We start from the raw sequence: 19,527 nt of genomic DNA, 5'->3' as shown, positions 1-19,527 counted from the left end.
GCCCAGGAGCGTCGGACGCTCCTGGGCGGGCCCCTGTGTCAGCCGGTCATCGACTCCGTACGGCCGTGCCGGGAGCCGTCTCAGAGGGTGGCGCGCAGCCGCTCGACGGCCTCCGCCACCGGCAGCTCCTCGCGCTCACCGGTACGGCGGTCCTTCAGCTCCACCACACCGTCGGCGGAACGGCGGCCCGCGACCAGGATCCACGGCACGCCCAGCAGCTCCGCGTCCGTGAACTTCACGCCCGGGGAGACCCCGGGCCGCTCGTCCACCAGCACCCGCAGCCCGGCCGCCGCCAGCTCGTCGGAGACCTGGAGCGCCAGCTCGGTCTGGAGCGCCTTGCCCGCCGCCACGACATGGACGTCGGCCGGGGCGATCTCCCGCGGCCAGCACAGGCCCTTGTCGTCGGCGGTCTGCTCGGCGAGGGCGGCGACGGCACGGGAGACACCGATGCCGTAGGAGCCCATCGTCACCCGGGCGGGCTTGCCGTTCTGGTCGAGGACATCGAGCTGGAAGGCGTCGGCGTACTTGCGGCCCAGCTGGAAGATGTGGCCGATCTCGATCGCGCGGTCGAGCTTGAGGCCCGTACCGCAGGCCGGGCACGGGTCGCCGTCCTCGACCACGACGGTGTCCACATACGCGTCGACCTCGAAGTCGCGGCCCACGACCACGTTGCGGGCGTGGACGCCCTCCGTGTTCGCGCCGGTGATCCAGGAGGTGCCCGCGGCGACCCGGGGGTCGGCGAGATAGCGGACCTTCGCCAGACCCTGCGGGCCGACGTAGCCGCGCACCAGGTCGGGGCGGTCGGTGAAGTCCTCGGCGGTGACCAGTTCCACCTCGGCGGGGGCGAGGTGGTCGGCGAGCTTGCCGAGGTCGACCTCGCGGTCACCGGGCACACCGACGGCGACGATCTCACCGTCGACCTTGACCAGCAGGTTCTTCAGGGTGGCGGAGGCCGGGACACCGAGGTGGGCGGCGAGGGTCTCGATGGTCGGGGTGTCCGGGGTGTCGATCTCCTCCAGCGCCGGGTGGGACGCCTCGGTGGCGACGGCGGCGGTGAAGGTGACGGCCTCGGTGTTGGCGGCGTAGTCACAGGCGGGGCAGTCCACGAAGGTGTCCTCCCCGGCCGCGGCCGGGGCCAGGAACTCCTCGGAGGCCGAGCCGCCCATCGCGCCGGAGACCGCCGAGACGATCCGGTGGTCGAGACCGAGCCGCTGGAAGATCGCGATGTACGCCTCGCGGTGGAGCGCGTACGACGCGGCGAGACCCTCGTCCGTGGTGTCGAAGGAGTACGAGTCCTTCATCTGGAACTCACGGCCGCGCAGGATGCCGGAGCGGGGCCGGGCCTCGTCGCGGTACTTGGTCTGGATCTGGTAGAGGATCACCGGCAGGTCCTTGTAGGACGTGCACTGGTCCTTGACCAGCTGGGTGAAGATCTCCTCGTGGGTGGGGCCGAGGAGGTAGTCGGCGCCCTTGCGGTCCTTGAGCCGGAACAGCTCGGCGCCGTACTCCTCCCAGCGCCCGGTCGCCTCGTACGGCTCCTTGGGGAGCACCGCGGGCAGCAGCACCTCCTGGGCGCCGATGGCGTCCATCTCCTCGCGGACCACCCGCGTGACGTTCTCCAGGACCTTCTTGCCGAGCGGCAGCCAGGACCAGATGCCGGCCGCGTTGCGCCGGACGTAACCGGCGCGCACCAGCAGTTTGTGGCTGAGCGTCTCCGCGTCCGCAGGGTCGTCACGCAATGTCTTGACCATCAGACGGGACATGCGCTGGACCTGGGCTGCCATGGGAAATCTCCTGCGTCAAGAAAAGGTGATGGCTAGGAAGGTTAGCCGGGCGCGGGGGGAGGGCGGAAATTCACCGGGCGCGGGGCAGCGGGAGCGGGGCGCCCATCACGGCGTAGGGACTGGCCGCGCTCGGGAAGTGGACCCGGCGGGCCAGGTCCTGGTAGCCGAGGTCCCGGTAGAGCCTGCGGGCCGGGGACTCCCTGTCGATCGCGGAGAGGATCGAGCGCGGCTCCTCCGCGCCGTCGGTGAGCGTGGTGATCAGCGAGCGCCCGATGCCATGGCCCTGGAAGACGGGGAGGACATGCAGCTCGGTGATCACGAAGGAGTCGTCCAGCCAGGTGTCGCTGTCGGTACGGCGCAGATAGGGCTCGACGACGGTGGACCACCAGTGGGTGCGGCTGTTGGGCATCCCGTAGACAAAGCCCACGAGCCGGTCGTCGGCGGTGAGAGCGCCGAGGGCGCGGGCGCCGGGCTGGAGCAGATGGCGGTGGACGATATGGCGTCGGACCTCGACCTCCTCGGGGGTGAGGCCGAAGGCCAGGGCCTGGACGGCGAGGGCTTCGTCGATACGGGCGGAGAGGTCGATACGCGTGACCACGACGTCGGGGAGGGCGACCATGCGGGAACCCTACTCGCCCGGTCTCACGGGCCCGTCTTCCCCGTGTGGCTCCCTCCGTCCCGTCCGTCACGCCCGTTCCGGCAGTCCGTGCGGCGCGTTCTGTCCGCGCGGGGCCGTTCCGCCGGTTCCATCGGCCCGGCGCGCTCCGGGTCCGGCCCGGCCGTGTGTTGCCCGTCCGCGCGGGCGGCGTGCCCGACTCCGCCGACGGGGCTGCGGGCTCAGAACAGGACGCTCATGAAGGCGCCGGTCTCCTGGAAGCCGACCCGCCGGTAGGAGGCGCGCGCGGGGGCGTTGTAGTCGTTCACGTACAGACTGACCACGGGCGCGACGTCCTCCAGCGCGTACCGCAGCACCGCCGCCATGCCCGTCACGGAGAATCCGCGCCCCCGGAACTCCGGGTCGACCCAGACTCCCTGGATCTGGCACGCGCGGGCCGTCGCCGCGCCGATCTCGGCTTTGAAGACGACCCGCCCGTCCTCGATCCGCGCGAAGGAACGGCCCGCGCCGACGAGTTCGGCGACCCGCGCCTGGTAGAGCAGCCCGCCGTCCCCCACCATCGGTGAGACGCCGACCTCCTCGGTGAACATCGCCACGCACGCCGGCATGATCATGTCCATCTCGTCCCTGCGGATGCGGCGGACCAGCGGATCGGGGTCGATGGCGTCGGGGAGCCGGTCGGTGACCATGAGGGGCTGGTGGGGGCGTACGTCGCGGGCGGGCCCCCAGGCCGGTTCGAGCAGCCGCCACAGCGGCGCGGTGGCCTCGGCCGGGCCGACGATCGAGGAGCAGCGGCGGCCGGTGCGCCGGGCGCGGTCGGCGAAGGCGCGGACGGCGTCGGGAGTGGCGCAGATGGGGACGAGATTGGCGCCGGAGTAGCAGAGCGAGCGCAGTCGTCCGCCGGCGTACCAGCCCCACATCTCGCCGCCGAGGCGCCAGGGGTCGAGCCCGGCGGCCTGGACCCGGGAGGTGACGAAGGCGTTCGCCACGGGGTCGCTCTCCAGGACGGCGAGCGCCGCGCCGAGGTCACCGGGATCGAGGACCCGGGTGGTGGTCTGCGTCAACACGTGGGGGGCCTCACCATACGGTCTGCTGATCTCCGCACTGTACCTGGCGGACCCGCCGGGTGCCGAGCGCCCAGCCGCCCCCGAAGAGGGCGTGGAGAGGGCATGACGAGGCCCCGGGTACCACCGGAGGCGGTGGTACCCGGGGCCCGCTGGTCAGGGGCCGGGCGGCGTGGGGCGCCGGGGCCGGGCCGGGCGTCAGGAGATGGAGACCTGGGGCTCACCGGAGGTGATGCCGTTGGCCTCCATCTCCTCGGCGATCTTCATGGCCTCCTCGATCAGGGTCTCCACGATCTTGGCCTCGGGCACGGTCTTGATGACCTCGCCCTTGACGAAGATCTGCCCCTTGCCGTTGCCGGAGGCCACCCCGAGGTCGGCCTCGCGGGCCTCGCCCGGACCGTTGACGACACAGCCCATGACGGCGACCCGGAGCGGGACCTCCATGCCCTCAAGGCCCGCGGTGACCTCGTCGGCGAGCTTGTAGACATCGACCTGGGCCCGGCCGCAGGAGGGACAGGAGACGATCTCCAGCCGCCGCTGGCGCAGGTTGAGCGACTCCAGGATCTGGATGCCGACCTTGACCTCCTCGGCGGGCGGCGCGGAGAGGGAGACCCGGATGGTGTCGCCGATGCCCTCGCTGAGCAGGGCGCCGAAGGCGACGGCGGACTTGATGGTGCCCTGGAAGGCCGGGCCCGCCTCGGTGACACCGAGGTGGAGCGGGTAGTCGCACTGGGCCGCGAGCTGGCGGTAGGCGTTGACCATCACGACCGGGTCGTTGTGCTTGACCGAGATCTTGATGTCGCGGAAGCCGTGCTCCTCGAAGAGGGACGCCTCCCACAGCGCCGACTCCACCAGGGCCTCCGGCGTGGCCTTGCCGTACTTGCGCAGCAGCCGCGCGTCGAGGGAGCCCGCGTTGACGCCGATGCGGATGGGGGTGCTGGTCTCCCCGGCCGCCTTCGCGATCTCCTTGACCTTGTCGTCGAACTGCTTGATGTTGCCCGGGTTGACCCGGACCGCCGCGCAGCCCGCGTCGATCGCCGCGAACACGTACTTCGGCTGGAAGTGGATGTCCGCGATGACCGGGATCTGCGACTTGCGAGCGATGACCGAGAGCGCGTCGGCGTCGTCCTGGGTCGGGCAGGCGACGCGCACGATCTGGCAGCCGGAGGCCGTCAGCTCCGCGATCTGCTGAAGGGTCGCACCGATGTCCGAGGTCCGCGTGGTGGTCATCGACTGCACCGACACGGGCGCGTCTCCGCCCACCGCCACCGACCCGACCTGGATCTTCCGGCTGACCCGACGGTCGGCGAGCTTGGTCGGAACGGACGGCATACCGAGAGAAATGGCGGTCATCTGCTGTGCAACCCCAAGGTGTGGATCGAGGTCCCGAAATCGGCGGGCTCCAGGGAGTCGAGGTTACGGCACAGGGGTTACGACAAGCACATTGCGAGGCGGGAGAGAGCCACAAAAGATTCACAAAAGGAGCAGTGGGGTGCGCTTGCCTCCGGCCGCCGCAAAAGCGGTGCGACGGCCCGGGGAATCGGCCGTCGCCGTGATGTCATCGCTGGTCGGAGGGGGGGTGTGCGAGGCCCTGAGAGTCGCTGCCCGGCATTCAAACATCGGGATTCGGCCAGATTACCGAGAGGTACGCGGGCCGGTCGGTAGGCCGGGGGCGCAAACCCCCCGCGCGGGGCGCGGAGCGCTCATCCACACGCCGGTTCCGGCCCGTGGCTACGGGCACCCGCTCCCGGGGGCCGGGGCCCGCCGGTTCCGGCCCCGCGGATACGCCCGGGGCCGGGCCGCCCTCGCGCACCCGGCCCCGCCGTCTCCGCACCTCCCGCTAACTGATCTTGACCGGGTTCACGATGTCCGCGACCAGCACCAGCAGGGTGAAGCAGATGAAGATCCCCGCCACCACATAGGCGACCGGCATCAGCTTGGCGACATCGAAGGGGCCCGGGTCGGGGCGGCGGAAGAGACGGGCCACGTTCCGGCGGACCGACTCCCACAGGGCGCCCGCGATATGGCCGCCGTCCAGGGGCAGCAGCGGCAGCATATTGAAGAGGAAGAGCGAGAGGTTGAAGCCCGCGAGCAGCATCAGGAACGTCGCGATGATGTTCTGCGTCGGAGCGTCGAGGTTCATCACCTCACCGCTGATCCGGGCCGCGCCGACGACACCCACCGGGGAGTCGTCCTTGCGCTCTCCGTCACCGAAGGCCGCGTTCCACAGATCGGGGACCTTGGCCGGGAGGGCGATGATCGACTCCACCCCGTTCTCCATCATGTCGCCCATGCGGTCCACGGACTGGGGGAAGGAGAGCGGGAGGATCTCCGTCTTGGCCGCGAAGCCGAGATAGCCCGCCGCCACGTACTTCTCCGGGATGACCTCGCCGTCGGAGTCCTTGGCGGCCACCGTGTTCTTGATCAGGTCGGCCTGGAGCACCTGGGTGGCGCCGTCGCGCTCCACCGTGATGGACGCCGGGCCGATGGTGTCGCGGATCAGTCCGGAGAGGGTGGACCAGTCGTCGACCGGCTTGCCGTCGAACGCGACGATCTTGTCCCCGGCCCGCAGGCCCGCCGCCTGCGCGGGCGCGGTCTTGTCACCGGCCGCGCACTGGTCGCGCTTCTCGCTCTGCGCGATCACGCACTTCTGCACCCCGGCGACCTCGGTGGTCTGCGTCGCGAAGCCGAAGGTCATCGAGATGCCCAGGAAGATCGCGACCGCCAGGATCAGGTTCATAAACGGCCCGGCGAACATCACGATCACGCGCTTCCACGGCTTGCGCGTGTAGAACAGCCGCTTCTCGTCGCCCGGCTCCAACTCCTCGTACGCCGCCGTGCGGGCGTCCTCGATCATGCCGCGCCAGGGCGAGGTGGACCGGGCCTCGATCCGGCCGTCGGCGCCCGGCGGGAACATCCCGATCATCCGGATGTAGCCACCGGCGGGGATCGCCTTGATCCCGTACTCCGTCTCGCCCCGCTTGCGCGACCACAGCGTCGGCCCGAAGCCCACCATGTACTGCGGGACCCGGATGCCGAAGAGCTTGGCCGTCGACAGATGGCCCAGTTCGTGCCAGGCGATCGACAGGAGCAGCCCCACGGCGAAGAGCGCGATGCCGAGGATGGTCAACAACAGCGTCATGCGCGCGCCTCCGCGGTCGACTTCGCCGCCAGCTCACGGGCCCTCGCCCGCGCCCAGCTCTCCGCTTCCAGGACGTCCGGCACGGTCAGCGGAGTTCCGCCGTCCGGGCTGCCGTGCTCGGTGACCACCTGGGTGACCGTGTCCATGATCCCGTTGAACGGCAGCCGTCCGGCGAGGAACGCGTCGACGCACTCCTCGTTCGCCGCGTTGAAGACCGCCGGGGCCGTGCCTCCCAGCCCGCCCACCCGTCTGGCCAGGTCGACCGAGGGGAACGCCTCGGTGTCCAGCGGGAAGAACTCCCACGTCGAGGCCGTCGACCAGTCGAAGGCGGGAGCGGCGTCCGGGATCCGGCCGGGCCAGCCGATGCCCACCGCGATCGGGCCGCGCATATCCGGCGGGGTGGCCTGGGCGATCGTCGAACCGTCCATGAACTCCACCATCGAGTGAACGTACGACTGGGGGTGGACGACGACCTCGATCCGGTCGAACGGGATGTCGTAGAGGAGGTGCGCCTCGATCACCTCCAGGCCCTTGTTGACCAGCGTGGCGCTGTTCACCGTGATCACCGGGCCCATCGCCCAGGTGGGATGGGCCAGCGCGTCCTCCGGGGTGACCTGGGCCAGCTCCTGCCGGGTACGGCCGCGGAAGGGGCCGCCGGAGGCGGTGACCACCAGCTTGCGCACATCCGCCCGGGTCCCGGAGGCCAGCGCCTGGAAGAGCGCCGCGTGCTCCGAGTCGACCGGGATGATCTGCCCCGGCGCGGCCAGCTCCTTCACCAGCGGCCCGCCGACGATGAGCGACTCCTTGTTCGCCAGCGCCAGGGTCCGCCCGGCGGAGAGCGCGGCGAGCGTGGGGGCCAGGCCGATGGAACCCGTGATGCCGTTGAGCACGGTGTGGCACTTCGAGGCCGCCAGTTCGGTGGCCGCGTCCGGCCCCGCCAGGATCTCGGGGCGCCGCTCGGAGCCGTACTCCGCGTCGAGCGCCTCACGCAGCGCCGGAACGGCGTCCGCACGGGCGACGGCGACCGTCTCCACCCTGAGCCTGCGCGCCTGCTCGGCGAGGAGCCCGACCCGCCCGCCCGCGGCGGAGAGCCCGGTGACGCGGAAGCGGTCGGGGTGGCGCAGGACGAGGTCGATGGCCTGGGTGCCGATGGACCCGGTGGCGCCGAGGACCACGATGTCCCGGCGTCCGTCCATGGGGTCGAAGACGGTATGCGGGTCGGCGAGGGGAGATGGGCTGTCGCTCATCCCCCCATTGTGGCCGTACCCGGGAGCCCGGCGGACAGTGCGTCCCCCGCGCACGGGCGCGTAGGGAGGATGGATGGACTCAGGAGGCCCGGGAGTCCCAGAGGGAACGGGGGTATCGGGGCCTGGCGCGGCGTCCTCCGCCGGGGGTCAGGGGATCGGGCGGTGGACGTTCTCCTTGGTGGTGGGGCCCGGAGTGGTGTCGGCGATCCAGACGCCCGGCCCGCCGAGGTCGACGATGCCCTCCTCCAGCCAGGTGTAGCGGCCGGAGAGAACGCCCCGTACGACCCTGCCGTCGACGTCGTCCGTGTTCGACCAGAGCCGGCCGAACAGCTCCTCCACCCGCAGCCGGGACTGGCGGCAGAACGCGTCGGCGAGCTGGTACGCCTCCCTGCCGTGTTCCCCCTCGGTACGGATCAGCTCCGCGCGCACACACGCGGCGCTCATCGCGAACAGCTCCGCCCCGATGTCCACCACCCGGCCCAGGAAGCCCTGTTTGGTCTCCATCCGCCCCTGCCAGCGGGCCATCGCGGCGAACATGGCCCGGGCGAGCCTGCGCGAGGAACGCTCCACCGCGCGCAGATGGGCGGCGAGATCGGCATGCCCTGGAGGGTGGAACTCCGCGTACGTACGGGGGAGCTGCCCCGGGCCCGTCACCAGCCGGGGCAGCCAGCGGGCGTAGAACGCGGTGGCCTGCGCCCCCGCCTTCGCCTTGTCCCCCAGTGACTTCTCCGGGTCGATCAGATCGCCCGCCACCGACAGATGCGCGTCGACGGCCTCCCGGGCGATCAGCAGGTGCATGATCTCGGTCGAGCCCTCGAAGATCCGGTTGATCCGCAGATCGCGCAGCATCTGCTCGGCCGGGATGGCGCGCTCGCCCCGCGCGGCGAGCGAATCGGCCGTCTCATAGCCCCGGCCGCCCCGGATCTGGACCAGGTCGTCCGCCATCCGCCAGGCCATCTCGGAACCGTAGAGCTTCGCCAGCGCCGCCTCGATCCGGATGTCGTTGCGTTCCTCGTCGGCGAGCTGGGAGGAGAGGTCGAGCACCGCCTCCAGCGCGAACGTGGTGGCCGCGATGAAGGAGATCTTCGCCCCGATCGCCTCATGGCGCGCGATCGGCTTGCCCCACTGCTCCCGCGCGGCCGACCACTCACGGGCGACCCTCAGACACCACTTCCCCGCTCCCGCGCACATCGCGGGCAGCGACAGACGGCCGGTGTTGAGCGTGGTCAGCGCGATCTTGAGCCCGGCGCCCTCCGGCCCGATCCGCTGGTCGGCGGGGACCCGGACCCGGTGGAAGCGGGTCACACCGTTCTCCAGCCCGCGCAGCCCCATGAAGGCGTTGCGGTGCTCGACGGTGATCCCCTCGCTCGCGGCCTCCACCACGAAGGCCGTGATGCCGCCCGGATGGCCCTCGGAGGCGGGGACCCGGGCCATGACGACCAGCAGATCGGCGACCACCCCGTTGGTGGTCCACAGCTTGACGCCGTCGAGGACGTACCCGTCCCCGTCCGGTACCGCCGTGGTCGCCAGGCGGGCCGGGTCGGACCCCACGTCCGGCTCGGTGAGGAGGAACGCCGAGATGTCATGCCGGGCCAGCCGGGGCAGGAAGCGGTCCCGCTGCTCCTGGGTGCCGAACAGCTTCAGCGGCTGCGGCACCCCGATCGACTGGTGCGCGGAGAGCAGCGCCCCCACGGCCGGGCTGACCGACCCGACGAGGGCGAGGGCCCGGTTGTAGTAGACCTGGGTGAGCCCCAGGCCGCCGTACTTCGTGTCGATCTTCATCCCGAGCGCGCCGAGTTCCCGCAGCCCGTCGATGACGTCATCCGGGATCCGGGCCTCGCGCTCGATCAGCGCGCCGTCGATCCGGGTCTCACAGAACGCGCGGAGCCGGCCCAGGAACTCCTCGCCCCGCCGGGTGTCCTCGCCGGACGGCAGCGGATGCGGATGGATCAGATCGAGCCGGAACCGTCCGAGGAAGAGCTCCTTCGCGAAGCTCGGCCGCCGCCAGTCACTCTCCCGGGCTGCCTCGGCGACCTGCCGGGCCTCCCGCTCGCTGACCTTCGGGGGCCGGTCCTTCTCCAGTGGTGCGGTCATGAGGTTCACCTCACCGCGAGTCGGGTGCGCGGGCGTTTCGGAGCGCCCGTCGGGGGACCGGCCACGGGGAGCGCGCCACGGGGTGGGTGGGGCTGGTGGGCCGGGCGGCCCGGGCCGGTGCTACTCGTCCGTAGTACCTGATCCGGGGAGGGCGCACCAGTCCCGTGGGGCGCTCGGGGGAACGGGGGCTCGCCGGGCGGCGCGCTGGGGGTGGGGGGCTGCCCGTGCGGGCGGGGCCGTCGCTCCACCCGCGCGGCTGGGTGCTGCCCGCCCGTGCGGGCGGGTGCGTGTTCTCGCTGCCGCCGCCGTTCGTCTGCGGGATTCGGTGGCCTCCGGGCTCACCTCCTCGGGAGCGGCGGACGAGACGCCCGTGTTCCGCGAGACCTGCTTGCCCCGCCACTCCCTGCGGGGGCGACCCTGCACCCCCCGAACGTGCCCCCTGCCCCCCGGCTGCGGTGGTGCCGGCCGGTGTGACCGTGACGGGCCGGGGCGCTGCCTGTCGCTGCCGCTGTCCTACGGCTGCCGGGTTCGGTGGCCTCCGGGCTCATCTCCTCGGGAGCGGCGGATGAGACGTCACTCGTCCCGCGAGACCCGGCTCGCCGCCCCTCCCTGCGGGGGCGACCCTGCACCCCCCGAACGTGCCACCGGAGCCCGGCTGCGTCGGTACCGGCGGGTGCGACCGTGACCGTTGTCGACGTGCGAAGAACGCCCACCCCCGGACTCCCCGAGGGAGTTTCGCCACCGGATTCACTCAAGGGCCTCTGCCGGTGAGTAGCTCCGTGTGAGGACTCGACCTACCCGAGGTCGGTTCTGAGCCAAAGGGGCGCGTCGAGTTCTCACGGCCGTCGCGCGGAGATCGCGAGGAACGAGCGATCGAGCACGTCGGACGCGAGAATCTCGACTAAAGCGCCCCGGAGGCGAAGAACCGCAAAAAACTACAGCGCCAGCCCGGTCAGGACCAGGACGCGCTCGTAGGTGTAGTCGGCCATCGCGTAGGCGACGCCCTCGCGGCCGACGCCGGACTGCTTGGCTCCGCCGTAGGGCATCTGGTCGGCGCGGTAGGAGGGCACATCGCCGATGATCACTCCACCGACCTCCAGCGCCCGGTGGGCGCGGAACGCCGTCTGGACGTCGTGGGTGAAGACGCCCGCCTGGAGACCGTACGGCGAGTCGTTGACGGCGGCGAACGCCTCCGTCTCGCCCTCCACCCGGCTCACGGTGAGGACCGGTCCGAAGACCTCCTCGCAGGCGATGGTGACGTTCGGGGGGACGTCGGCGAGGACGGTCGGCGCGTAGGTGGCGCCGTCCCGCTTGCCGCCGGTGAGCAGGGTGGCACCGGCCGCGACGGCCTCGTCCACCCAGGACTCCACCCGCTTCGCGGCGTCCTCGCTGACCAGCGGGCCGACATCGGTGGACGCGTCCGACGGGTCGCCCGTCACCTGGGCCTCGACCGCCGCGACGATCTTGGGCACCAGCCGCTCGTACAGCGTCGCGTCGGCGATCACCCGCTGCACCGAGATGCAGGACTGGCCGCCCTGGTAGTTGGAGAAGGTGGCGATGCGGCTGGCGGCCCACTCCAGGTCCTGCTCGGAGGACCAGTCGTCGAGGACGACCGCGGCGCCGTTGCCGCCCAGTTCCAGGGTGCAGTGCTTGCGCGGGACCGAGTCGAGGATCGCGTAGCCGACCGGACCGGAGCCGGTGAAGGAGATCACCGGAAGGCGCTCGTCCTGGACGAGGGCGGGCATCCGGTCGTTCGGCACGGGCAGGACGGACCAGGAACCGGCCGGCAGCTCCGTCTCGGCGAGCAGTTCGCCGAGGATCAGCGACGAGATCGGCGTGGCGGGCGCGGGCTTGAGGATGATCGGCGCGCCGACGGCGATGGCCGGGGCGACCTTGTGGGCGCTGAGGTTCAGCGGGAAGTTGAAGGGCGCGATGCCGAGGACGACGCCGCGGGGGATCCGGCGGGTCAGCGCGAGGCGCCCGGTGCCGCCGGCGTCCGTGTCGAGCCGCTGCGCCTCGCCCCCGTTGAACCGGCGGGCCTCCTCCGCCGCGAACCGGAAGACCGAGACGGCCCGGCCGACCTCGCCCCGGGCCCACTTGATCGGCTTGCCGTTCTCCGCCGAGATCACCTGGGCGATCTCCTCGGTCCGCTCGGCGAGCCGCCGGGAGACGTGGTCGAGCGCGGCGGCCCGTACGTGCGCCGGGGTGGCCGCGAACTCCTCTCGTACCGCGTACGCCGCGGCCACGGCCTCCTCGACCTGGGCGTCGGTGGGCACGGAGACCGTGCCGACGAGACGTCCGTCCCACGAGTTGGTGACGTCGAAGGTGGTCTCGCCGGTGGCCTGGCGGCCGGCGAGCCAGAAGGCGTGGGTGGAGGTCATGTCCCGGCCCTTCCGCGGTAGAGGGGGTGGCTGTCTGCCCCCACCGTAGGACCGCGCACCACCCCTGGCGTTTATCCGGGGTGGAGTGGTGCCCGGGGCCTTCTCTGACGCTTTGGCACGCCGACGGGGGTGCCTCGGTGTCGTGAAGGGGTCTCGCCCAGCGAGGCGTGCGGGTCGAGGGTGGGGGCGGGCGCGGTTCTCCCGTACGTACCCCTCAGCCCCGGCGTTCCGTCGACACGATCAGACAGACCCCCGCGACCACGACGGCGCCGCCCACCGCGATCGGCCAGGTCAGCTGCTCGCCCAGCACGAGTGAGCCCAGCAGGACCGCCACGACCGGGTTGACGTAGGCGTAGGTCGCCACCAGCGACAGCGGCGCCGAGTGCAGCAGCCAGGCGTAGGCGGTGAAGGCCACCACCGAGCCGAACAGCACCAGATAGGCGAGGGCGACCCAGGACGCCGTGGAGACGTCGTCGAGCCGGAAGCCGCGCTGCTCGCCCCGGCCGAGGCCGATCAGGGCGCAGCCGATGCCGCCCGCGACCATCTCGTACGCGCTGGCCGCGAACGGGTTGGCGGGCATCGGGATCCGGGACGAGAAGAAGGACCCCACCGACCAGCTCACGGTCGCGGCGATCACGATGAGGACGCCCCAGAGCCGGATGTCCCCGCTGAGGCCCGGCAGGGTGAGCACCGCCAGCCCCACCAGGCCCAGCGCGACACCTCCGTACGCACCGGCGCCCGGCCGTTCGCCGAAGACACGGCGGAGCACGACCACCCAGGCGGGCACGATCGCGACCAGCAGCGCCGCGAGCCCGGAGGGGATGGCGGTCTCGGCGAGCACGACCAGCGCGTTGCCGCCGAGCAGGAGCAGCAGCCCCACCAGGGCGGCGGAGAGCAGCTGGGCGCGGGTGACACGCAGCGCCGCGGCGCCCTGCCGCCATGCGACGAGGGCGGCCAGGATGAGTCCCGCGCACACGAAACGCGCGCCCGCCGACAGGAACGGCGGCATGGTCTCGACGGTGATCGCGATCCCGAGATAGGTCGAGCCCCACACGACGTACACGATGGCGAGGGCGGCCCAGACCGCGCCGGTGATCCGGCGGCCGGGCGGGTCGGAGACCGGGAGTCCGGCACCCGTGGGCCGGCGTGGTGTCGGGGGCGGCTGGGCGGGTGCGGTGGCGCGGCGCGGTGTCATCGGTCCTTCTCGGGGTCACCGGACGGCGGCGGGGTACGGCCCCACCACCGAGATCGACGAGAGATTAAGGACCGGAGGGCTGGTACGACAAGATTCCTGCCCGAGTTCGGGCAGGGGGGCGGGAGAAAACACGGTGAGGGTGGGGGGGGTCGCGGTATGCGCTGCGTACGGTGGCCGTCGGGAGCGTGGGGTCTCTGGGGTCTCCGGGGTCTCCGGGGCGGCCACGGGTCACCGCCAGGCAGGTCAGTGGTCATCCGCCGGGCGGTGACCCGGCGGCCGGCCCTCACTCGGGGACGGCGCCCCGGTGACCACCGGAGCGGGACCGGCTCCTACTCCGCCGAACTCGCCGTCGTCTTCAGCGCGAGCCACAGTTCCATCCGCACGTCCGGGTCCTCCAGGGAACGGCCGAGGATCTCCTCCACCCGGCGCATGCGGTAGCGCAGCGTATGGCGGTGCACCCCGAGGTCGGCCGCCGCCGCGTCCCACTGGCCATGGCGGGAGAGCCAGGCCCGCAGCGAGGCGACGAGATCACCACGGCCGGTGGCGTCGTGTTCGTACAGCGCGCGCAGCATGCCGTCGGCGAAGGCCCGCACGGCGTCGTCAGCGAGGAGCGGGAGGATCGACCCGGCGGCCAGTTCCTCGTGCTCGACCAGGGCACGGCCCCGGCGGCGGGCGACCGACAGGGCCTGCTCCGCCTGCTTGTAGGCGCCCGCCGCCGCGATCGGGCCGGTCGGGGCGGACAGACCCACGGTGATCGCGGTCTCCTCGGCCTCCTTGGCGGCGAACGCGGCCAGGACGGTGGTGACGACCGCTCCCCCGTCGGCGGCGAGCACCACCAGCCGCTCCTCGGTCTCACCGACCACGAGGACGGACTCGCCGGACCGGGAAGCCGCCGACTCCAGCGACTCGGCGAGCGCCGTGAGCGCGGCCGGGCCGTCCTCCACGGCCGGGCCGAGGGGCTCGGCGATCAGCAGCCGGTAGGGCATGTCCAGCAGCGTGCCGTACAGGTCACCCGCGACCGCGCGGGCGTGGTCGGGCTGGCCCGACAGCAGCATCCTCAGCACGGCCGCGCCGAGGCGGGCCTCAGCGCTCTGGAGGGAACGGGAACGTTCGGTGGCGAGGGTGAGCAGGGCCACGGCGGAGTGCACCGCGTACCGCTCGGCGGTGCCCAGCGGCGCCCCCGTACCGACCGCGAGCGCGCCCCGCACCCGGCGTCCGGTGCCCAGCGACTGGAGCTCCACCCGGTCGTCGCCGGTGTCGCCGACGACCGCGCTCGCGGGCGCGGTCCGCTCCCGCAGCCGCTCCACGTCGGCGGTGAGCCGGGCCGCCCGGCGCGCGGCCCACTCCGGAGACGCGGCCACGACCGCGCCGGAGGCGTCATAGAGCGCGGCCCAGCCCTTGATGTGCGCCGCCAGCTTGGCGACCAGCGCGGCGGGGCCCTCGGCGAGCGCGGCGCGGGTCAGCTCCCGCTGGACCTCGAAACCGGCCCGCACGGCTCGGTACTGGTCGGCCGCGATGGCCGCCGAGACCGCCTTGCTGATGGCGAGGAACGGGGTGCGGCGGGGCACCGCCAGCAGCGGGAAATCGGCCTCCCGGGCCGCCTCGGCCAGCGCCTCGGGCACCTCGTCGTAGTACACCCCCACCCCGAAGCCCAGCCCGACGACCCCGGCGTCCGCCAGCCGCCGCACATAGCGCCGCATGGCCTCGCGGTCCTCGACCTCCAGCGTCATGGCGGTGACCAGCAGCAGCTCACCGCCCTCCATATACGGGACGGGATCGGCCAGCTCACTGGCGTGCGCCCAGCGCACGGGCGTCTCCAGCCGGTCCTCTCCAGCGCACACGGTGAGCTTGAGCGCGGAGTGCTGGACGAGGGAGGCGAGGGTGGGCGGCATCGGACCTTCAGAGACCTGGGCGGTGTGGTGGGGAGGGGGCGGAGAAGAGGGTGTTTTCGCCGCCGCGTATGAACGGTGCAGGTCGATTCTGCCAGACCGTCAGGGTGGAGGGGCGGGTTTGGATCTGTCCCTTGTGGGGTTTTTGGTCGCGCGGGTGCCTCGCGGGAGGCGCGGGACGCACAGTCGGTCGCGGGGCCCCGCCGCGAGGGCCCGGTCGGGCTCGCGGGGCGCGGCCCCACCCCTCCGCTCCGGTCAGGTGCGCAGATCCACCAGCAGCGGTGGCACATGGTCGCCCCGCACACTCGTCAGCGACAGCACCGCGTGCCCTGGCGGCACGGCGTGGGTCAGGTCCGAGGCGGACCAGCGGGCGCGCTCGACCTCACGGACCGTAACCGCCTCCGAGGTGACGGCCTTGCCCGTGGCGAGCCTGCGCATCAGATGCATGGCCTTGGTGAGCGGCTCGTCCGAGATGATCTGCCGGTTGGTGACATCGCGGGTCTGGACCCACTCGGTGCCCCAGGCCTCGGCGAAGTGGTTGCCGTCCCAGGGCCCCAGACCGGCGAAGGCCATCCGGCAGCCCACCGCCCCGAGCAGCGGGCCGCGCAGCGGCTCCGGCACATCCTCCAGGGTGCGCAGGGCGAGCACCACCCCGGCGTTGGCCGACCGCAGCCGCTGCAGCGAGCGGACCGAGTCGGCCGTGACCGTGTGCGCGGCGTCGTCCAGGACCAGCGCGGCGAAGAGCGACCGGTCGGCGCGGCCGAGCGCCGCCTCCGCGAACTGGGCCAGCAGCAGCCGCGCCACGATCCGGGACGCCTCGGCGTGACCGCGCTCGGGCAGATCCACCCGGACCCGCACCGGGTGCTCGATGGACCGCAGCGAGAAGGCACGGCCGCCGCCGTCCGTACGGAAGGAGCGCGCGAAGGCGGGCCGGTCCAGGAAGCTGATCCGCTCCGACAGCAGCACGCCGACATCGTCGGCACGGGCCGCCTGGCGTTCCCGGGCGTCCAGCTCCCTCAGCTGTCCGGCCGCCTCCGGTCCGCCCGCCGCCTCCAGCTCCTCCCGCAGCGCGGCCAGCGCGCCCGGGGAGCCGCCGAGGAGTTCCCGCAGCTCCGGCACGGCCGGGAAGCGTCCGTGGACCCGGCGGTACGGACCGATCAGCTGCGCCAGTGCCAGCGCGGCCCGTCGGCTGTCCCCGCCGGGCAGCGTGGCGGCGAGATCCCCCACCAGGGCCTCGGCGAGTATCCGCGCCGCCTCGTCGGGGTCGTCGGAGCCGCCGTAGAGGTCCAGATCATGCCCCTCGTCCCGGCCCACCGCGAGTACCAGGTCGAACGCGTCGTCGGGCGCCAGCCGCGCCCCCTCCCCGCCGACCACGACGACGGCGGCCCGCCCGGCGAGCGCCAGCAGACACATCGACTCCACCACGGGCCGCACCAGCCGGACGCTCTTGCCGCAGCCGGAGGGCCCGACGGCGAGCAGCGACGTACCGAGCAGGGCGGGTTCGAGGGCGAGACCGGTGGTGCGGCGGGGGTAGGGGTTGCGGGAGCCGTCGGCCGCCGTGCCGATCCTGACCTGATGGGCGAGAAGGTCGTGCCGCGCGGTGCGGGCGGTGAGGTCACGTGTCCCCGAGGGGTGGGCGAAGGCGGCGGCGCCGTCGGTGAGGACGCTGTCCGTGAAGCCCGCCAGCCGGGACGGGTCGGTCTCGACGGCGCCCCACTCCTGCCGGATACGGGTGTAATCGACGTCGTTCATCCGTCCGGACCTCACCTCGTCGGCGAGCCGGTCGGCGAGCGCCGTGTGGCCCAGGGCGCGGAGCTCGGGCCAGAGGGCGGGATCCGCCGGTGAGCCCGGTTCGATGGGGGCGAGGGGTCGCCCCTCCCTCGGGTTGGCGGCTCGCTTGAAGGGGGCCAGGACATATCGCCGGATCACCTCGGCCCATCGGCCGAGCCGGGCGAAGAAGACGACGAAGCCCACGATGAGGGCGAAGTCGATGGTCCGGCCGATGATGCCCTTGATCACGGCGTCGTCGGAGAGCTTGACCAGGGCGCTCGTCCAGTAGAGCGGGTCCAGCCAGTAAGGGATGTAGTAGTTGATGTAGAGCGACCAGAGCAGCACCATCGCCAAAAACGAGATCACCGCTCCGCTGAGCAGGCTGGCCCCGGGCACGCGATCGGGTTCCTCGGCAGGCCGGGGCACATGGCCGTACCGCCAGACTCCAGGCGGCGTATCCGGCCTCCGTACCCGCAGCCAGTCCCCGAGGGAGGGGCCGGCCAGGGGGGCGTGGGCCGGGCGGGGTGGCAGGGCCGACGCCGGCGAAGCGGTCGGCGGCTGGGGCATGGGCGGGCGGGACGGCTGGGGTGGCGCCCCGGCGGGACGCGGCACCTCACCGAACCGGGTGCCGTGTGCGTCGTAGGTGCCCTCTGTATCCATGCCGCCTCTTCACCCCTGGCCCGCCGGGAAGCCTCCGCCCCCGGGCCTGACAACTCCTGCCTGCGCGAATCATCAATCTAGTCCCCCTGTCTGGGGAGTTCACCGTTCGACGACGGCTTCCTGGTGGTTCCGACACGGGCGGCCCCCTCGCCGCCTATGTCCGGCAAGGACAACGACACACCCCCACCACTCCCGAACGGCGCATGCCCGTCCCCCTCCCCCACCCCTAGCCTGCGGAGGAAGTCACACCACCGCGTCCGCGCAGAACCCCGAACGCCCCAGAACACCCAGGAGCCCCTCATGACCGCGATCCCGCAGGAGCGCCGCCTCGTCACCGCCATCCCCGGGCCCAAGTCGATCGAGCTCCAGGCTCGCCGCACCGCCGTGGTCGCCGGGGGTGTGGGGTCCGTACTGCCCGTGTTCACCGCGCGCGCCGGGGGCGGGATCATCGAGGACGTCGACGGCAACCGGCTGATCGACTTCGGTTCCGGCATCGCCGTGACCAGCGTCGGCGCCAGTGCCGAGGCCGTGGTCCGCAAGGCGTCGGCGCAGCTCGCCGACTTCACCCACACCTGCTTCATGGTGACGCCGTACGAGGGTTATGTGGCCGTCGCCGAGGCGCTGGCCGAGCTGACCCCCGGTGACCACGCCAAGAAGTCGGCGCTCTTCAACTCCGGCGCCGAGGCCGTCGAGAACGCGGTGAAGATCGCCCGCGCCCACACCAAGCGCCAGGCCGTCGTCGTCTTCGACCACGGCTACCACGGCCGCACCAACCTGACCATGGCGCTGACGGCGAAGAACATGCCGTACAAGCAGGGCTTCGGCCCGTTCGCGCCCGAGGTCTACCGCGTGCCGGTGGCGTACGGCTACCGCTGGCCCACGGGTGCCGAGAACGCCGGTGCCGAGGCCTCCGCCCAGGCGATCGACCAGATCACCAAGCAGATCGGGGCCGAGAACGTCGCCGCGATCATCATCGAGCCGCTCCTCGGCGAGGGCGGCTTCATCGAGCCCGCCAAGGGCTTCCTCCCGGCCATCGCGGCCTTCGCCAAGGAGAACGGGATCGTCTTCGTCGCGGACGAGATCCAGTCCGGCTTCTGCCGTACCGGCCAGTGGTTCGCCTGCGAGGACGAGGGTGTCGTCCCGGACCTGATCACCACCGCCAAGGGCATCGCGGGCGGTCTGCCGCTGGCGGCGGTGACCGGCCGCGCGGAGATCATGGACGCGGCCCACGCGGGCGGTCTCGGCGGTACGTACGGGGGTAACCCGGTGGCCTGCGCGGGCGCCCTCGGGGCCATCGAGACCATGAAGGAGCTCGACCTCAACGCCAAGGCGAAGCGGATCGAGGAGGTCATGAAGGCCCGGCTGACCGCGATGGCCGAGAAGTACGACATCATCGGCGACATCCGGGGCCGGGGCGCCATGATCGCGATCGAGCTGGTCACGGACCGCGCGACGAAGGAGCCGAACGCCGCCGCGGCCGCCGCGCTGGCCAAGGCGTGCCACGCGGCGGGTCTGCTGGTCCTGACCTGCGGCACCTACGGCAATGTGCTGCGCTTCCTGCCGCCGCTGGTGATCGGCGAGGAGCTGCTCGCCGAGGGCCTGGACATCATCGAGCAGGCGTTCGCCGCGATCTGACCCCCGACCCGCCGGGCCCTGACGCCGGGATCTCGCACCCGTACCGCACC

Annotated in this window: 12 protein-coding genes; 1 reads left to right on the top strand and 11 read right to left on the bottom strand. The window is 72.3% G+C overall.

Annotated elements, in window-relative coordinates:
* Nucleotides 1-80: 80 nt before the first annotated feature.
* The 11 genes from ACFVIM_RS20145 to ACFVIM_RS20095 form a co-directional block, all read right to left on the bottom strand.
* On the bottom strand, nucleotides 81-1,784 hold the full coding sequence (locus tag ACFVIM_RS20145; protein WP_384303035.1) for a proline--tRNA ligase: 1,704 nt from the start codon (nucleotides 1,782-1,784) through the stop codon (nucleotides 81-83).
* Nucleotides 1,785-1,854: 70 nt separating this feature from the next.
* Nucleotides 1,855-2,403, bottom strand: a complete 549-nt coding sequence (locus ACFVIM_RS20140) for a GNAT family N-acetyltransferase (protein WP_384303033.1) — start codon at nucleotides 2,401-2,403, stop codon at nucleotides 1,855-1,857.
* Between the two features lie 218 nt (nucleotides 2,404-2,621).
* Entirely contained in the window at nucleotides 2,622-3,464 is an 843-nt protein-coding gene (locus ACFVIM_RS20135) for a GNAT family N-acetyltransferase (protein ID WP_384303037.1), read from the bottom strand.
* A 198-nt stretch (nucleotides 3,465-3,662) separates the two neighbouring features.
* Nucleotides 3,663-4,817, bottom strand: a complete 1,155-nt coding sequence (ispG, locus tag ACFVIM_RS20130) for a flavodoxin-dependent (E)-4-hydroxy-3-methylbut-2-enyl-diphosphate synthase (RefSeq protein WP_384303031.1) — start codon at nucleotides 4,815-4,817, stop codon at nucleotides 3,663-3,665.
* A 487-nt stretch (nucleotides 4,818-5,304) separates the two neighbouring features.
* Entirely contained in the window at nucleotides 5,305-6,606 is a 1,302-nt protein-coding gene (locus ACFVIM_RS20125) for a M50 family metallopeptidase (RefSeq protein WP_384303029.1), read from the bottom strand.
* Nucleotides 6,603-7,853: a 1-deoxy-D-xylulose-5-phosphate reductoisomerase gene (gene dxr, locus ACFVIM_RS20120; RefSeq protein WP_384303027.1), complete on the bottom strand. Its 1,251-nt coding sequence runs from the start codon at nucleotides 7,851-7,853 to the stop codon at nucleotides 6,603-6,605. The genes ACFVIM_RS20125 and dxr overlap by 4 nt, the downstream gene beginning before the upstream one ends.
* A 147-nt stretch (nucleotides 7,854-8,000) precedes the next feature.
* Nucleotides 8,001-9,947, bottom strand: coding sequence for an acyl-CoA dehydrogenase family protein (locus ACFVIM_RS20115; protein ID WP_384303025.1), 1,947 nt, complete (start codon nucleotides 9,945-9,947; stop codon nucleotides 8,001-8,003).
* Nucleotides 9,948-10,882: 935 nt separating this feature from the next.
* On the bottom strand, nucleotides 10,883-12,328 hold the full coding sequence (locus tag ACFVIM_RS20110) for an aldehyde dehydrogenase family protein (protein ID WP_384303023.1): 1,446 nt from the start codon (nucleotides 12,326-12,328) through the stop codon (nucleotides 10,883-10,885).
* A gap of 214 nt (nucleotides 12,329-12,542) precedes the next feature.
* The gene (locus ACFVIM_RS20105; RefSeq protein WP_384303021.1) at nucleotides 12,543-13,523 is read right to left on the bottom strand and encodes an EamA family transporter; all 981 of its coding nucleotides are present in this window, start codon (nucleotides 13,521-13,523) and stop codon (nucleotides 12,543-12,545) included.
* Nucleotides 13,524-13,852: 329 nt separating this feature from the next.
* A complete protein-coding gene (locus ACFVIM_RS20100) occupies nucleotides 13,853-15,415 on the bottom strand; it encodes a PucR family transcriptional regulator (protein WP_384303019.1) in 1,563 nt (520 codons plus the stop codon).
* Between the two features lie 252 nt (nucleotides 15,416-15,667).
* Nucleotides 15,668-17,842: an ATP-binding protein gene (locus ACFVIM_RS20095; protein WP_384303017.1), complete on the bottom strand. Its 2,175-nt coding sequence runs from the start codon at nucleotides 17,840-17,842 to the stop codon at nucleotides 15,668-15,670.
* A 300-nt stretch (nucleotides 17,843-18,142) separates the two neighbouring features.
* On the opposite strand from ACFVIM_RS20095, the gene gabT reads away from it, so the two are divergent.
* Nucleotides 18,143-19,477: a 4-aminobutyrate--2-oxoglutarate transaminase gene (gene gabT, locus ACFVIM_RS20090; RefSeq protein ID WP_384303015.1), complete on the top strand. Its 1,335-nt coding sequence runs from the start codon at nucleotides 18,143-18,145 to the stop codon at nucleotides 19,475-19,477.
* Nucleotides 19,478-19,527: the final 50 nt, after the last annotated feature.

It is taken from the genome of Streptomyces sp. NPDC057638 (assembly GCF_042800315.1).
Taxonomy (GTDB): Bacteria; Actinomycetota; Actinomycetes; order Streptomycetales; family Streptomycetaceae; genus Streptomyces.
This window is presented reverse-complemented; position numbering and strand designations above follow the sequence as displayed.

Excerpts from the sequence above, each read along its gene's own strand:
- ACFVIM_RS20095 (WP_384303017.1), bottom strand. The coding sequence starts at position 17,842 with ATGGATACAGAGGGCACCTACGACGCACACGGCACCCGGTTCGGTGAG.
- ACFVIM_RS20140 (WP_384303033.1), bottom strand. The coding sequence starts at position 2,403 with ATGGTCGCCCTCCCCGACGTCGTGGTCACGCGTATCGACCTCTCCGCC.
- ACFVIM_RS20105 (WP_384303021.1), bottom strand. The coding sequence starts at position 13,523 with ATGACACCGCGCCGCGCCACCGCACCCGCCCAGCCGCCCCCGACACCA.
- ACFVIM_RS20145 (WP_384303035.1), bottom strand. The coding sequence starts at position 1,784 with ATGGCAGCCCAGGTCCAGCGCATGTCCCGTCTGATGGTCAAGACATTG.
- ACFVIM_RS20125 (WP_384303029.1), bottom strand. The coding sequence starts at position 6,606 with ATGACGCTGTTGTTGACCATCCTCGGCATCGCGCTCTTCGCCGTGGGG.
- ACFVIM_RS20115 (WP_384303025.1), bottom strand. The coding sequence starts at position 9,947 with ATGACCGCACCACTGGAGAAGGACCGGCCCCCGAAGGTCAGCGAGCGG.
- ACFVIM_RS20110 (WP_384303023.1), bottom strand. The coding sequence starts at position 12,328 with ATGACCTCCACCCACGCCTTCTGGCTCGCCGGCCGCCAGGCCACCGGC.
- ispG (WP_384303031.1), bottom strand. The coding sequence starts at position 4,817 with ATGACCGCCATTTCTCTCGGTATGCCGTCCGTTCCGACCAAGCTCGCC.
- dxr (WP_384303027.1), bottom strand. The coding sequence starts at position 7,853 with ATGAGCGACAGCCCATCTCCCCTCGCCGACCCGCATACCGTCTTCGAC.
- gabT (WP_384303015.1), top strand. The coding sequence starts at position 18,143 with ATGACCGCGATCCCGCAGGAGCGCCGCCTCGTCACCGCCATCCCCGGG.
- ACFVIM_RS20100 (WP_384303019.1), bottom strand. The coding sequence starts at position 15,415 with ATGCCGCCCACCCTCGCCTCCCTCGTCCAGCACTCCGCGCTCAAGCTC.